The sequence below is a fragment of the Kribbella sindirgiensis genome (assembly GCF_004331435.1).
GTDB classification, from domain to species: Bacteria; Actinomycetota; Actinomycetes; order Propionibacteriales; family Kribbellaceae; genus Kribbella; species Kribbella sindirgiensis.
The window spans coordinates 52062-65552 of sequence record NZ_SJKA01000019.1 but is presented as its reverse complement, the minus strand read 5'-3'; the positions used below and the strand labels follow the sequence as shown (position 1 = coordinate 65552).

Below are 13491 nucleotides of genomic sequence, written 5' to 3'. Positions count from 1 at the left end.
ACCCCAGATGCCCATCTACGAAGAGGCGCGACAGGACTTCTCCTGGGCCGCCGCCGCGCAACTGCTCAGCGGGCTGCCGGAAGGGCGTGGTCTCAACATCGCCCACGAGGCCGTCGACCGGCACCTGGCGACCGGCCGCGGCGGGCACGTCGCGATCCGGGCGATCGGGCGGAGCGGGACCCGCGACCTGACCTACCGGGACCTCAGCCTGCTGAGCAACCGCTTCGCCAACCTGCTGCGTTCTCTCGACGTAGGCCCGCGGGCGCGAGTCTTCACCCTGCTCGGCCGGCAGCCCGAGATGTACGTCACGGCGCTCGGCTGCTGGAAGAACCTCAGCGTGCTGTCACCCCTGTTCGCAGCCTTCGGCCCGGAGCCGATCCGCAACCGCCTCCTGCTCGGCGACGCCCAGGTCCTGGTCACCACGACGTCCCTGTACCGGCGCAAGATCGCACCGCAGCGCGACCAGCTCCACGGACTGCGGCACATCCTCCTGATCGACGCGCCCGACGAGCCGCCGGACGGAACCATCGACCTGCACCGGGCGCTCGGCGCGCAGCCCGACCACTGGACGATCCCCGCGACCAGTCCGGAGGCGATGGCGCTGCTGCACTTCACCAGCGGAACGACCGGAACGCCGAAGGGCGCCGTCCACGTCCACAACGCCGTCGTCGCTCACCACATCACGGCAGCCTTCGCGCTCGATCTGCGACCCCACGACGTCTTCTGGTGTACGGCGGATCCCGGCTGGGTGACCGGAACGTCGTACGGCATCATCGCGCCCCTCACCCACGGCGTCACGTTGCTGGCCGACGACGGCGACTTCGACGCCGCCCGGTGGTACCAAGTGCTCGCGGACAACCGCGTCACGGTCTGGTACACCGCGCCGACCGCGCTGAGGATGCTGATGCGGGCCGGCGAGGAGATGGCGTCCCGCTACGACCTGTCCGCACTGCGGCACATCGCCAGTGTCGGCGAGCCACTCAACCCCGAGGTGGTCGTGTGGGCGCAGAAAGCGTACGGAATGCCGGTCCACGACAACTGGTGGCAGACCGAGACCGGCGCGATCATGATCAGCAACTACCCGTCGATGCCGATTCGCCCCGGCTCGATGGGACGGCCGATGCCCGGTGTCGAGGCCGCCGTCCTGCGATGTGGTGACAGCGGACGTGCCGCGGTCGCCGACGGACCGGTGGACGTCCTGGGCGCCGGCCAGGTCGGCGAACTGGCGCTGCGACCGGGCTGGCCGTCGATGTTCCGTGGCTATCTGCACGACGACTTCCGCTACCAGCAGGCGTTCGCGGGCGGCTGGTACCTGACCGGGGACCTGGCCCGGATCGATGCCGACGGCTACTTCTGGTTCGTTGGCCGGGCCGACGATGTGATCAAGTCGTCCGGTCATCTGGTCGGACCGTTCGAGGTCGAGAGCACACTGCTCGAACATCCGGCCGTCACCGAAGCGGGCGTGATCGGCGTGCCCGATCCGGTCGCGGGCGAGGTCGTGAAGGCCTTCGTGACGCTGCGGCCGGGTTATCAGCCGGACGAGGCGTTGCGGGCCGAGCTGATCGCCTTCGGGCGCCGCCGGCTCGGTGCGGTCGCCCCTCGCCAGATCGCGTTCGATCAGAACCTGCCGCACACCAGCAGCGGCAAAGTCATGCGCCGCCTGCTCAAGGCCCGCGAGCTGGGCCTGCCGGAAGGTGACCTGTCGACCCTGGAGCGCCCACGATGAACACAGCGATTGCCAAGCACCACACCGCCTTGCTGCGCCAGATGCTGCGAATCCGCAAGTTCGAGGAGATCTGCGTCGAGCTCTACAGCGCGACCAGGATCCGCGGCTTCCTGCACCTCTACATCGGCGAGGAAGCCGTCGCCGTCGGTGTGATGAACACCCTCGACGCGAGTGACGCGCTCGTCACGACGTATCGCGAGCACGGCCACGCGCTGGCCCGCGGCGTCCCGATGGAGGCGGTGATGGCAGAGATGTTCGGTCGCACCACGGGATGCAGCCGGGGCCGCGGGGGCTCGATGCATCTGTTCGACGTCAAGCGGCGGCTCTACGGCGGCAACGCGATCGTCGGCGGCGGCCTGCCGCTGGCGACCGGGATCGCTCTGGCAGACCGGCTCCGCAACGAGAGCCACGTGACGGCGTGCTTCTTCGGCGACGGCGCCGTCGCCGAAGGCGAGTTCCACGAGTGTATGAATCTCGCCGCGCTGTGGAAGCTCCCGGTGCTGTTCTGCTGCGAGAACAACCTCTATGCGATGGGTACGTCGCTCGTCCGGGCCCAGGCGCAGACCGATCTGGCATTGCGCGCATCGTCGTACGGCATGCCGGCCTGGGCCGTCGACGGGATGGACGTACTGGCCGTCGAGCAGGCAGCACAACGCGCGGTCGAGACGATCCGCGCCGGTGGCGGGCCGTGCTTCCTCGAACTGCGCACGTACCGCTTCCGCGCGCATTCGATGTACGACTCCGACCGCTACCGCGACAAGGCCGAGATCGCGCGCTGGAAGGAACGCGACCCGATCGAGGCCCTGACCGTGCGGATGCGGGACGCAGGTGAGCTGACCGACGACGCGCTCAAGGCCCTGCATCGTGAGGTCGACGACGAGCTCCAGCGAGCAGTGGCCGGCGCCGAGGCCGGACCGCTCGAGGCTGTCGAGGACCTGACCCGCTTCGTCTACGCGGAGGAATCATGACTACGACGTACCGGGAGGCTCTCCGGGAAGCGATCCGGGACGCTCTGCGCCGCGACGAGCGGGTCTTCCTGATGGGTGAGGACGTCGGCGCGTACGGCGGTTGCTTCGGAGTCAGCCTCGGACTGCTGGAGGAGTTCGGGCCGGACCGGATCCGGGACACGCCGCTGTCCGAGTCGGCGTTCGTCGGCGCGGGGATCGGGGCGGCGACCGCCGGGCTGCGGCCGATCGTCGAGATCATGACGGTCAACTTCAGCCTGCTCGCGCTCGACCAGATCCTCAACAACGCCGCCACGCTGCGACACATGTCCGGTGGCCAGGTCGGCGTACCGCTGGTGATCCGGATGACCACGGGCGCCGGCCGGCAGCTCGCCGCGCAGCACTCGCACAGCCTCGAAGGCTGGTTCGCGCACATCCCCGGTCTGCGGATCCTCGCTCCTGCGACGCTCGAGGACGCGCGCGGCATGCTGTGGCCTGCGCTGCTCGATCCGGACCCGGTGCTGATCTTCGAGCACGGCTCGCTCTACAACCTCGCCGGTGAACTCGCGGACGACGCCGGACCGGTCGACATCGACCACGCGGCGATCCGCCGGCCCGGCGCGGACGTGACGGTGGTGACGTACGGAGGATGCCTCGGCAAGTGCCTGGACGCGGCCGAGCAGCTCGCCGCCGAGGACATCTCGGCCGAGGTGATCGACCTGCGCACGCTGCGGCCGCTCGACGACGCGACGTTCGTCGAATCGGTACGACGTACCCATCGCGCCGTGGTCGTCGACGAGGGCTGGCGCAGCGGGAGCCTGTCCGCCGAAGTCAGTGCGCGGATCACCGAGCAGGCCTTCGAGGAGCTGGACGCCCCGGTCGAGCGGGTCTGCAGCGCGGAGGTGCCGATGCCGTACGCGAAGCACCTCGAGGACGCTGCGCTACCGCAACCGGACGGCATCGTCGCGGCGGTTCGGAAGGTGGTGAGTGGCGGTGGCTGAGTTCCGGATGCCCTCGCTCGGTGCGGACATGGACGAAGGCACCGTGATCGAGTGGCTGGTCAAGCCCGGCGACACGGTCCACAAGGGCGACCCGGTCGCCGTGGTCGACACCGACAAAGCCGCCATCGAGGTCGAGACCTTCGCCGGCGGCACGATCGACCAGATCCTCGTCCCGGTCGGTGAGCGCGTCCAGGTCGGCACCCCGCTCGCCACCATCAACGGCACCGGCCCCACACCACAGCCCGCGCCCGCCCCACAGCGCCCGGCCACGCCGGCACCCGTGCCTGCCCGGCCGGCTCAGGGGTTGCCCTCTGAGATACAGGGTGGCCCACCAGAATTCCCAGTGGGCAACCCTCCAGCCCAGCGGGCAGCCCCTCCCGCGACAGTCACGTCGGTCGATCGCTTGAAGGCGTCGCCGTACGCGCGGAAGCTGGCCCACTCGCTCGACGTCGACCTCACCGCCGTACCCGCGACCGGGCAACGGGGCATGGTCACCGCCGAGGACGTACGCCGCTTCGCCGCGAACCCACCGCGACCGAGCACGCAACCCAGCACCAAGGAACCGACCACCACGCCCGCACCGCGGCACGTCGTACAGCAGGGGTCGCCGCGGGCCGCGATCGCGCGGCTGATGACGCGCTCCACGCAGGAGATCCCGCACTACTACCTGTCAACCACCGTGGACCTCGGCACAGCCATCGCCTGGCTCTCCCGGACCAACCGCGAACTCCCCGTCGCCGAACGGCTGGTCCCGGCCGCTCTGTTGCTCAAGGCAACCGCACTCGCGGCACAGCGGCACCCGGAGCTCAACGGATACTGGACCGAGGACGCGTTCCGGCCCGCGGATCAGGTCCACCTCGGCGTCGCCATCTCCCTGCGCGGCGGCGGCCTGGTCGCACCGGCACTGCACGACGTGGCCTCGCTCCCGGTCCACGACGTCATGGCCCGGCTCCGCGATCTCGTCGAACGGGCGCGGGCCGGCCGCCTGCGCCGTGCCGAGATGACCGAGGCCACCATCACGATCACCAATCTCGGTGATCAAGGCGTGGAGAGCGTGCACGGCATCATCTACCCGCCACAGGTCGCGCTGGTCGGCGCCGGCCGCATCGTCGAGCGCCCCTGGGCGGTCGACGGACTACTCGGCGTACGTCCGTGCCTGACCCTCACCCTGGCCGCCGACCACCGCGCCACCGACGGCTTCACCGGCGGCCGCTTCCTCGCCACCGTCGATCGCCTGCTGCAAACACCGGAGGAGCTATGACACTGACCCTGCAGGACGCCCGCGAACTGGTCGGCAACACGCTGTTGCGGATCGTCCCCGACGCCGACCTGGACGCGCTGCCGGACGACGCACCGTTCCGGGACGAGCTCGAACTGGACTCGCTCGACTTCCTGAGCTTCGTGGAGCTGCTGAGCACCGGATCGGGCCGCCGCATCGACGAGGACGACTACCCCCGGCTCCGGACGATGTCCGACTGCATCGGCTTCCTCAGTACCTGAACGCGGAGGTAACAACGATGGTGACCATCAAACAGGCGCACCTCGTTCGCGCAGTTCGCGCTGTACGCGTTGCCGGTAGATCTGGAGCCGGATGCTGAGCACCCTCGGTCCACCGTCGGCCGGCTGCCGGCGCTCGCCGATGGCATCATCCAGGGTCGCCAGGGCACCGGTCAGCTCCTCGGTCCGCCAGGTGTCCAGACGCTCCGAGCCGGCGAGCCGCTCGAGATAGCCGATCTCCATCGCCGCCACCTCACTCCGGCCCACGGCCGCAGCGCAGGTACGTCCCTCCGGCCGACGGCATCCCGCCGGTCCGACGGGCAGAACGATCAACTGTCATGAGCACCAAGCCCCCCAGGCGCAAATCTTCTCGGGCGCCGGGGTCTTGGGTCACATCGATGAACGGTCCGATGATACAGCGCAAACGGCCGTCCTGGCAGGTGACTTCGTTGTCAGACGGCCTCGGCGGGTACGACGAGCACCGGGACGTCGGCGAACTCCAGCAGGTTGGCGAGGTTGACCGGTGCGCCGGGATCCCGGCCCGCCACGATCAAGTCGGCTCCGCATCGCGCAGCCATCGCGAGCACCTGCTCCGCGCCGTGCCCGGACAGGATCTCCTGGTGCGTCCGGAGCCCACGCAGCGACGCTCGCGCGGTCATCCGGGTCAGGACCGACACCGCGCCCTGCGCCCGCCGGGCGGCCGCATCCGGGACGGAGGCCGCGTTCAGCCGCGCATCGAGCACATGGTCCTCGACCACTGTGACCAGCGTCAGTCCGGCACCCGTCGCCGCCGCGAGGTCGATCGCCAGCTGCGCGGCCCGCAGCGCAGCCGCCGAGTCGTCCACCACCACCAGGAACTGTTTCATGATCCCTCCGAATGTCGCGCGGCCCACCGCAGCCTGAGGTTCTCCTCCCGCTCGGACTCGTCGAGGCGCTGCAGCAGCACGGTCAGCCGCCGCTCCAGCTCGGGGATCCAGCGCAGCTCGAGCGCCCGCTGCTGCTGCCGGGTGAGCGCCAGCTCCTCCGAAACCAGGGCCACCGAGCGGCGAGCAGCCGCGAGCCGAACGGCCGCCGCCAGCGCCGTACGGTGTGCCCGCATCGCCTCGACCAGAGCGGAGCTACCGGCTAGGTCAGGCTCGGGCCCGAACGTGACATCCGCGGTGGTCGGATGCCGTACCCCCATCGTCACGTCGTACCCCACGACCACCTCGGCGGCCGCCCGCGGTGCCGAGTCGAGCACCGTCCGCTCCCCGTCCAGGGCGGTGCACCGCCGCAACCATCGTGTCGCCAGGAGCGCGGTGCGTTCGAAGGTCTCCGTGGCGCGTCCCGCGATCAGCTCGAGCCGCTCGCACTCCACCGCGAGAGCGCGCTGCTTACGATCGAGCAGGTCGACCGCGCGCCGTGCCGTGGCGAGCCTCGCGGTCAGCATCAAGCGGCCCGCCCGCCCGGTCGCCGGCCCCCCGGTCATCGGGCACCTGCTGCCGGAAGGTGCGACGCCAGGAGTGCCTTGGACACCATGGTCAGTTCCCGCCGGGGCAGTACGGACACCGCCTGCCACAGCCGATCGAGGGTGTCGTCGAACGTCCGGCAGTCGTCCGGCCGCTGCCGCAGCAAGGAGTCCTCGAGCGCGGTGGCATAGGCGAGGTAGCCACGGTCGGTGTCGCTCAACGCACCGGTCCCGATCAGGTCGGCCAGCTCGGCCGCCTGCCGGGCCCGCGCCAGCGCGGCAACGGCCTGCGCGGCGATCTCCAGATGATCGTCCCGGGTCCGTCCCGGACCGGCGCCGTGCCGCATGAGGCGCGACAGCGAGCCCAGTACGTCGAGCGGCGGGTACAGACCGCGCGCGTTCAGCTCCTCGGCGAGAACGATCTGTCCCTCGGTGATGTAGCCGGTCAGATCAGGTACCGGATGCGTGATGTCGCCGGCCGGCATGGTGAGCACCGGCATGATCGTCACGGACCCCGGCCGCCCGCGGATCCGGCCGCACCGCTCGTACAGCGACGCCAGATCGCTGTACAGGTAGCCCGGGTACGCCCGCCGCGCCGGGATCTCCTGGCGTGCCGCCGCGACTTCGCGGACCGCCTCGCAGTAGCTGGTCATGTCGGACATCACCACCAGCACGTGACTGCCCTCGACAAAGGCCAGCTGCTCGGCAACGGTCAACGCGATCCGCGGTGTGAGCAAACGTTCGATCACCGGGTCGTCCGCGCTGTTCAGCACCATCACCAGCTCGCCCGCCGCGGCCCGCTCGTCCAACGCCGTACGGACGAAGTCGATATCGGCATGCGGCAGTCCCATCGCCGCGAAGACGACCACGAAGGGATCACCGGCGGCCGACGACTGCGCCGCGATCTGGGTGGCCAGCCGCAGGTGTGGCAGTCCCGGCACCGAGAAGATCGGCAACTTCTGCCCGCGCACGACCGTCGTCAGGGCATCGATCCCCGAGACCCCGGTGAGCACCGGTTCCCGCGGTGGCTCGCGCTCGACCGGATTCAGCGGCCATCCGTTCACCGCGGCCGTCGCCGTACCGAGAATCGGTGGGCCGCCGTCGAGTGGCTCGCCACGGCCGTCGCAGGTCCGGCCGAGCCAGGCCCGGCCGAGCGGAACCCGGAACGGGCTACCGCTGAACCGCACCCGCACCCCGCCGGGGCGCATCCCGGCTGTCCCTTCCAGCACCTGCAGTACGGCGAGATCGTCGGCCACTTCCAGCACCACACCGTGCCGTTCGCTGCCGTCATCGACCCTGATCACCGCCGACTCGTCCCAGCCGGCCCCACGAACGCCCCGGACCACCAGCAGCGATCCCTCCAGTGACCGTACGTCGCCGTACTCAAGATCGTTCATGCCAACGCCTCCAGAGCCGTCGTGATCGCCGTCCGGCACACGGCCAGATCAGGAGCTTCCTCGCGGGCCCGCACCAGCGCACCGAAGTCGAACTGCTCGACCTCGGTCGCGGCCACTCCGCGATCGACCAACGTCATGCACCGGTCGACGACATCGAGGACGAGCTGCAGCAGCGCCGCGCCGCGCTCGCCGGAGCACGTCGCGTCGACCGGGCTCAGGGCACTCTGCGCGAGGACGGCGTCCCGCAACAACCTGCCGCCCAAGATCGTCATCCGCTCCCGCCCCGGCAACGTCCTCGTACCGACGATCTCGGCGAGTTCACTCAGCCGCGCGGCCTCCGCCAGCACGGTCATGGCCCGCGCCCGGCGCGCCGCCCAGCCGGGATTGCCGTGACCGGACTGCCACGCCGCCACCGCCTCGGCGTCATGCGAGTACGACGCCGACCAGCTGACCGCCGGATAGTGCCGCGAGTACGCAAGATCGCGATCCAGGGACCACACCCCCCGGACGAAGCGCTCCGTTGCCGTCGTGACCGGCTCGGTCAGATCCCCACCGGGCGGCGAGACCGCACCGACCACGGTGACTGCCGCGACTCGGCCGCCCTCGGTGCGTACTCGGCCGGCGCGCTCGTAGAACGCCGCGAGCGACGAGGACAAGTCGGCCGGATACCCCTCCTCCGCGGGCAGCGCGCCGGTACGGGAGGCGAACTCACGCAGCGCCTCCGCCCACCGGGAGGTCGAGTCGGCCACCACGACCACGTGGTAGCCCATGTCCCGGAAGTACTCCGCAACCGTGATCGCGGTGAAGACGCTCGCCTCCCGCGCCATCATCGGCATGTTCGACGTGTTCGCCAGGATCACCGTGCGATCGATCATCCGGCCGCCGGTGCGCGGATCGGTGAGTTCGGCCAGGTCGCCGAGTACGTCGGCCATCTCGTTGCCTCGCTCCCCACAGCCGACGTACACGATGACGTCGGCGTCGCACCACTTCGCGAGCTGCTGCAGAAGGACGGTCTTCCCGGTACCGAAGCCACCGGGTACGGCGGTACTCGAGCCGGCACCGATCGGGAAGAGCAGGTCCAGCACGCGTTGCCCGGTGTGCAGCGGAGCGAAGGTCTCCTCCCGGAAGGCGAACGGCCGTGGCCGCCGGACCGGCCACTGCTCGAACAACCCGATCTCCGTCGGTCCGATTCGCGCCACCGCCGCGCCCTCCGGCACCTTTCCGGCCTCGGCCAGATACCTCAGCTCGCCGCTCACTCCCGGCGGCACCAGCACCCGATGCTCGATCGCGCCGGTGTCAGCCACCACCCCCAGCAATGCCCCCGGACGGAGCTCCTCCCCCGGCGCTGCGTTCGGCACGAAGTGCCAGCGGGTGGACTGTTGCTCACCCGACGCCAGAGTCTGGGGGGACAACCAGGTAGGTGCCGACGACAACGGTCGCAGCAGTCCGTCGAAGACCCGTCCAAGGAGGCCAGGACCCAGCCTCGCGGACAGCGGCCTCCCGGTACGGCGAACCACGTCGCCGGCCATCAGCCCGCCGGTGTACTCGAACGCCTGCAGGGTGAGCTTCGTGCCGTCGATCGCGACCACCTCGGCCGGAATCCGCTGCTCCCCCAGCTCCACGACCTCGTACATCGACGCCTCCGGCAGGTCGTGGGCCTCGACGAGCGGGCCGTCGACTCGATGAACCCGGCCCTGCCGTGTCACGCCGTCCACAGCGCCGCCACCTCCGGTCCCGATCGGGCCAGCGCACGATCCACCAGCACCGGCAGACTCAGGTCGACGCGCTCGGTACCGGCCGACGCCACGATGCCTCCGTCCGGACTGTCCACCACGTCCGCGTCCGATCCCAGCTGCTCCCGCGCCCGGTCGGCCAACTGCCGCCGAAGTCCTTGGTATTCAGCGGTTCCGGCGAGCACCGCCGCGGCCGCCCGGCACCGGTCGCGGAGCTCGTCGTACAGTGCGCGCTGCGCGGACAGTGCCGACCGGCGCGCCTCCCGCCGGCTCTGCGCCAGCCGGACCGCCAGGATCGCCGTCGCGTCGGCTTCTCCCTCCGCGCGCGCAGCGGCGACGAGCTCGTCCGCCGTACGGCGGGCCCGCGCGAGCAGTTCGCTCCGCTGCGCCTCGGCACGGCGGACGACCTCGTCAGCGTCGGCGCTCGCCGCGGCGAGCAATGCTGCCCGAACCGGCGCGAGAGCCGCAGCGGCGTCAGCTGACAACGGCCTGATCATGGCGGAAGCACCACCGTCAGTACCTGAGAGATGTCGAGCGGGCCGAGCGCCTCGGCAGCCGCAGGGGTCAGCAGGACGATGCCGACGTCCGCGGGCAGCTCGCGCCACTGACGCCGTACCTCCTCGGCTGTAGTTGCCGCGAGCAACGTGATACCGGCGAGCCCGTAGCCTGCCGTACGAATCGGCTCACCCAGGACGGCGACCTTCGTCATCGTGCCTCTCCGACCAGGATGATCGCCACGATCAGGCCGTAGATCGCGATCCCTTCCGCGAGCCCGACCACCACCATCGCCCGACCGAACAGCTCCGGCCGCTCGCTCATCGCGGCCAGCGCGGCCGCACCGGTGTAGGCGACCGCGATCCCGGCCCCGATCGCCGAACCGGCCACCGCGATCGCCGCGCCGAGCAGCGCGGACCCATTCGCCTGCACCGCCTGGCCTGCCGCCGCGTCGGGCCGCCCCGCGGCGAACCCCCAGTCGGCGGTCACGATGGAGATCAGCAGAGCGACCGCCCCGGTCAGCAGCAAAAGGTTCACCACGGTCACCAGGACCGCCGCCCACGGGTGTCGACGCAGGAACTCCCTCACGATGTCACCTCCGTGTCCTCCGCCGGCAGCCGCCACGGCCGGAACGGGCGCCCGTCCGTGTCGAACACCCGCGAGAACAGTTCGTAGTACTCGAGCCGAAGCGCCTGGATCCCCGCCACCAGCGCCTCGAGCGCGAAGGCGATGCTCGTCCCCGCGATCAGCACCAGCCCGGCGCCCAGACGTCCCGGTACCGATCCGCTGTCCCACAACGCCACGGTGCCTTGCCAGACGATGGCTCCGAGCGCCGCATGCGTGAGGCCGAAGGCGGCCAGCCGCGCGAACGAGACGACGTTCGATCCCAGCCGGACGACGACGTCGAACAGCTCGACGATCGCCTGCAGTACGCCGGCACCGCCGCCACCCGTCGCGGCGAGCAGACCGAGGAAAGTGAGCACCAGACCCGCGACCCCGAGCACGACCGCACCGACGAGCAGCCAGCCACTGCCGAAGTAGACGCCCCCGGCAACGCAGCCGAGGGCGAGGAACAGCAGCGCGCCGGCGATCCCGGTGCGCGCGTAGAGCGCGAACGCCCAGCCACCTTCACGGAAGCGGTTCACGATGCCCAGCCCATAGGCGCCTCCGAGCAAGACCGCACCCACGCCGAGGGCGGTCAGCAGCAACGGGATGACGTCGTCCACCGGTGACAGCCACACGACCGGAATGAGGCCGGTCGGCCCGAACATCTCGCCGTACAGCACACCGAACGCGATGCTGGCAACGCCGGCGCCGGCGAGGAACGGCCAAGCCGGGCGGAGCTTCGCCAGCCGGGCGAAGCGCCCGCTCCGGACGATCACGGCGCCGAGCAGGAGCAGCAGTCCGTGGCCGACGTCGCCGAACATCATCCCGAACATCGCAACGTAGGCGAGTCCGGCCACGAGGGCGGGATCGATATCGGCGTACGGAACCGTGGTGTAGGTCTGCACCAGGACCTCGAACGACCGGCCACGTCCTCGCTGCCGCAAGAGAGTCGGCGGTTGGACACCAGGGGGCGGCGGAAGCGGTACGGCGGCCCCTCCGGCAGGCGTCAGCGCTTCCGTCACCTCCGACAGCGCGGCGGCCGGCGTCCAGCCCAGCAGCGCAGTCACGGGTCCATGAGGAACAGCCTGTGCCGTCCGTCGGCGGAGCTCCAGTTCGCGATCCGACCAATCGGGCTGCCGGTCCGCGACCACCGCGAGCTCGATGTCGGGCCGCACCGGATCCAGCTCGACGACGCCCGTGGAACTCAGCCGGTCCAGAAAGTCGCGCTGGTGCGTGCATGGCCCGACGAGCGCGATCCGCTGCATCCGGACCGGGCGGACCGCGTCACGCCAAGACATCGAGCACCTCACCCGGTCCGGCGCCGTACGACGCATCGCCGAGCGCAACCCGCACCCGCCAGCCGTCAACCGCCAGGATCGCCACCGCACCCAGGATCGGGTCGACTCCCGGGGTGCCCTGGCGCAGAAGGCGGAATCCGTCCGCCTCGATCCGGGCGGCCAGCCGTGCCTCGGCCAGCCAGAGATCCGCGGGAGTGCTGACTCCGACCAGAACCCAGTGGCCCGCGACCGGCGTCGAACGTTGCAGATCCGCCAGTGATCCGGCGCGCACCCAGTCGGATCCGATCAGCGGGGCAGCTGCCCGCACGAAGCTGTCGCTCGGCCCTCTGGTTGCTACCAGCAACTGTTTTGCGGCCACCAGGACCGCGGCGCCCGACACCCATCCCGTCGCCTGCGGGGCTTCGGCCGCGACCATCCGCAGCCAGCGCAACACCAGGACGTCGTGCAGCGTCCCAGCTGTCGCTTCACCGGTGTCACCCCACGGTGACGCGGCCAGCGCACGCCGCAGCTCGTCCGCCGACATCGTCGCGACGATCCTCGGCCACGACAACGCGAGGCTGCCGAGTTCGTGGTACGTCCGCCGTTGTCCCGGCGCGGCCAAAGCCCGGGCATGCGCCTCGATGTTCGCGAGCTCGTAGCGTCCACCGAGTGCCCGAGCCAGACCACTCGCCGCTCTGGGCAGCCAGCCGGACAAGACCCGCAACTGCCACACCTCCGCGGCCGCGACCTGGTGCTCCGCCTCGGGCAGCGTCGTACCTGGTGCGGCTGCGCGGGCGTACGCCGTACCGTCGAGCAGGCGGAGTGCGTCGGGTAATCCTGGGGACGACGCGAGCCGCCGTGCCGCGCCGGCCCCGATCCGGCGACGGGCCATCGCTTTCGCCCGGACGGTCGCCGCCACCCAGCCCGCGCCCATCAGACCGTCCCCCGCACATCGGCACGGAGCTGATCCAGCACCAACGCGACCAGACGGTCCATCCGCTGCCGGCCGGCCCGCTCGAGGTGGGTCGCGTCAGCCACCGCGGTCGCCAGGGTCCGATCGACCGCCGCGTCACCGCGGGCCTGGATCGCCGCCGCCACCTCCGCCCGCTCACCGGTCGCCCGGGCACGAGCATCCGCGGCCATTCCGGCGGCGTCGGCCTGCGCGGTCGCAACGAGGGCTGTGGCCCGTTCGGTCGCTTGGGAACGGATGTCCGCACAGTCGGCGATCACCGCGTCGAGTGCCGCGAAGACGGCGACGAGTTCGGTCGGCACACCGGCACGGGTGTCCACCGGTACGCCGACGGGTCCCGCGCCACCCGGCGTTCCGACGGGGCGAAAGCGCCGCAGCCGATCCAGCATGGTGCTCAT

The 13491-nt window shown here is 70.8% G+C and carries 16 protein-coding genes; 5 read left to right on the top strand and 11 right to left on the bottom strand.

What is annotated here, in order from left to right; genetic code table 11:
- Window positions 1-7: 7 nt before the first annotated feature.
- From acsA to E0H50_RS35590, 5 genes are read left to right on the top strand one after another with little or no spacing between them, the layout of a single operon-like run.
- Window positions 8-1726 carry an acetate--CoA ligase gene (gene acsA / locus E0H50_RS35610; protein ID WP_131295413.1) on the top strand — a complete coding sequence of 573 codons (1719 nt, stop codon included), beginning with the start codon at window positions 8-10 and terminating at the stop codon, window positions 1724-1726.
- Complete coding sequence (pdhA, locus tag E0H50_RS35605; protein ID WP_202868482.1) at window positions 1723-2694, top strand: pyruvate dehydrogenase (acetyl-transferring) E1 component subunit alpha; 972 nt, start codon at window positions 1723-1725, stop codon at window positions 2692-2694. The genes acsA and pdhA overlap by 4 nt, the downstream gene beginning before the upstream one ends.
- On the top strand, window positions 2691-3671 hold the full coding sequence (locus tag E0H50_RS35600; protein ID WP_131295412.1) for an alpha-ketoacid dehydrogenase subunit beta: 981 nt from the start codon (window positions 2691-2693) through the stop codon (window positions 3669-3671). The genes pdhA and E0H50_RS35600 overlap by 4 nt, the downstream gene beginning before the upstream one ends.
- Window positions 3658-4932, top strand: a complete 1275-nt coding sequence (locus tag E0H50_RS35595) for a dihydrolipoamide acetyltransferase family protein (RefSeq protein WP_202868481.1) — start codon at window positions 3658-3660, stop codon at window positions 4930-4932. Before E0H50_RS35600 ends, E0H50_RS35595 begins: the two co-directional genes overlap by 14 nt.
- On the top strand, window positions 4929-5171 hold the full coding sequence (locus tag E0H50_RS35590; RefSeq protein WP_131295410.1) for a phosphopantetheine-binding protein: 243 nt from the start codon (window positions 4929-4931) through the stop codon (window positions 5169-5171). Before E0H50_RS35595 ends, E0H50_RS35590 begins: the two co-directional genes overlap by 4 nt.
- A gap of 27 nt (window positions 5172-5198) precedes the next feature.
- Here E0H50_RS35590 and E0H50_RS35585 read toward each other — a convergent pair whose 3' ends face one another.
- From E0H50_RS35585 to E0H50_RS35535, 11 genes are all read right to left on the bottom strand, one after another.
- Window positions 5199-5411: a hypothetical protein gene (locus E0H50_RS35585; protein WP_131295409.1), complete on the bottom strand. Its 213-nt coding sequence runs from the start codon at window positions 5409-5411 to the stop codon at window positions 5199-5201.
- Between the two features lie 209 nt (window positions 5412-5620).
- Window positions 5621-6034 (bottom strand): universal stress protein, encoded by a 414-nt coding sequence (locus E0H50_RS35580; protein WP_131295408.1) that lies wholly within the window; start codon window positions 6032-6034, stop codon window positions 5621-5623.
- A complete protein-coding gene (locus E0H50_RS35575; RefSeq protein ID WP_131295407.1) occupies window positions 6031-6636 on the bottom strand; it encodes a V-type ATP synthase subunit D in 606 nt (201 codons plus the stop codon). The genes E0H50_RS35580 and E0H50_RS35575 overlap by 4 nt, the downstream gene beginning before the upstream one ends.
- Window positions 6633-8012: a V-type ATP synthase subunit B gene (locus tag E0H50_RS35570; protein WP_131295406.1), complete on the bottom strand. Its 1380-nt coding sequence runs from the start codon at window positions 8010-8012 to the stop codon at window positions 6633-6635. Before E0H50_RS35570 ends, E0H50_RS35575 begins: the two co-directional genes overlap by 4 nt.
- Window positions 8009-9727 carry a V-type ATP synthase subunit A gene (locus tag E0H50_RS35565; protein WP_131295405.1) on the bottom strand — a complete coding sequence of 573 codons (1719 nt, stop codon included), beginning with the start codon at window positions 9725-9727 and terminating at the stop codon, window positions 8009-8011. Before E0H50_RS35565 ends, E0H50_RS35570 begins: the two co-directional genes overlap by 4 nt.
- The gene (locus E0H50_RS35560) at window positions 9715-10242 is read right to left on the bottom strand and encodes a V-type ATP synthase subunit E family protein (protein WP_131295404.1); all 528 of its coding nucleotides are present in this window, start codon (window positions 10240-10242) and stop codon (window positions 9715-9717) included. Before E0H50_RS35560 ends, E0H50_RS35565 begins: the two co-directional genes overlap by 13 nt.
- Window positions 10239-10454 (bottom strand): V-type proton ATPase subunit F family protein, encoded by a 216-nt coding sequence (locus tag E0H50_RS35555; protein ID WP_131295403.1) that lies wholly within the window; start codon window positions 10452-10454, stop codon window positions 10239-10241. The genes E0H50_RS35560 and E0H50_RS35555 overlap by 4 nt, the downstream gene beginning before the upstream one ends.
- The gene (locus E0H50_RS35550) at window positions 10451-10828 is read right to left on the bottom strand and encodes an ATP synthase subunit C (RefSeq protein ID WP_202868480.1); all 378 of its coding nucleotides are present in this window, start codon (window positions 10826-10828) and stop codon (window positions 10451-10453) included. The genes E0H50_RS35555 and E0H50_RS35550 overlap by 4 nt, the downstream gene beginning before the upstream one ends.
- Window positions 10825-12144, bottom strand: coding sequence for a V-type ATPase 116kDa subunit family protein (locus E0H50_RS35545; RefSeq protein WP_202868479.1), 1320 nt, complete (start codon window positions 12142-12144; stop codon window positions 10825-10827). The genes E0H50_RS35550 and E0H50_RS35545 overlap by 4 nt, the downstream gene beginning before the upstream one ends.
- A complete protein-coding gene (locus E0H50_RS35540; RefSeq protein WP_131295401.1) occupies window positions 12131-13057 on the bottom strand; it encodes a V-type ATPase subunit in 927 nt (308 codons plus the stop codon). Before E0H50_RS35540 ends, E0H50_RS35545 begins: the two co-directional genes overlap by 14 nt.
- Window positions 13057-13491 carry a hypothetical protein gene (locus E0H50_RS35535; protein ID WP_131295400.1) on the bottom strand — a complete coding sequence of 145 codons (435 nt, stop codon included), beginning with the start codon at window positions 13489-13491 and terminating at the stop codon, window positions 13057-13059. Before E0H50_RS35535 ends, E0H50_RS35540 begins: the two co-directional genes overlap by 1 nt.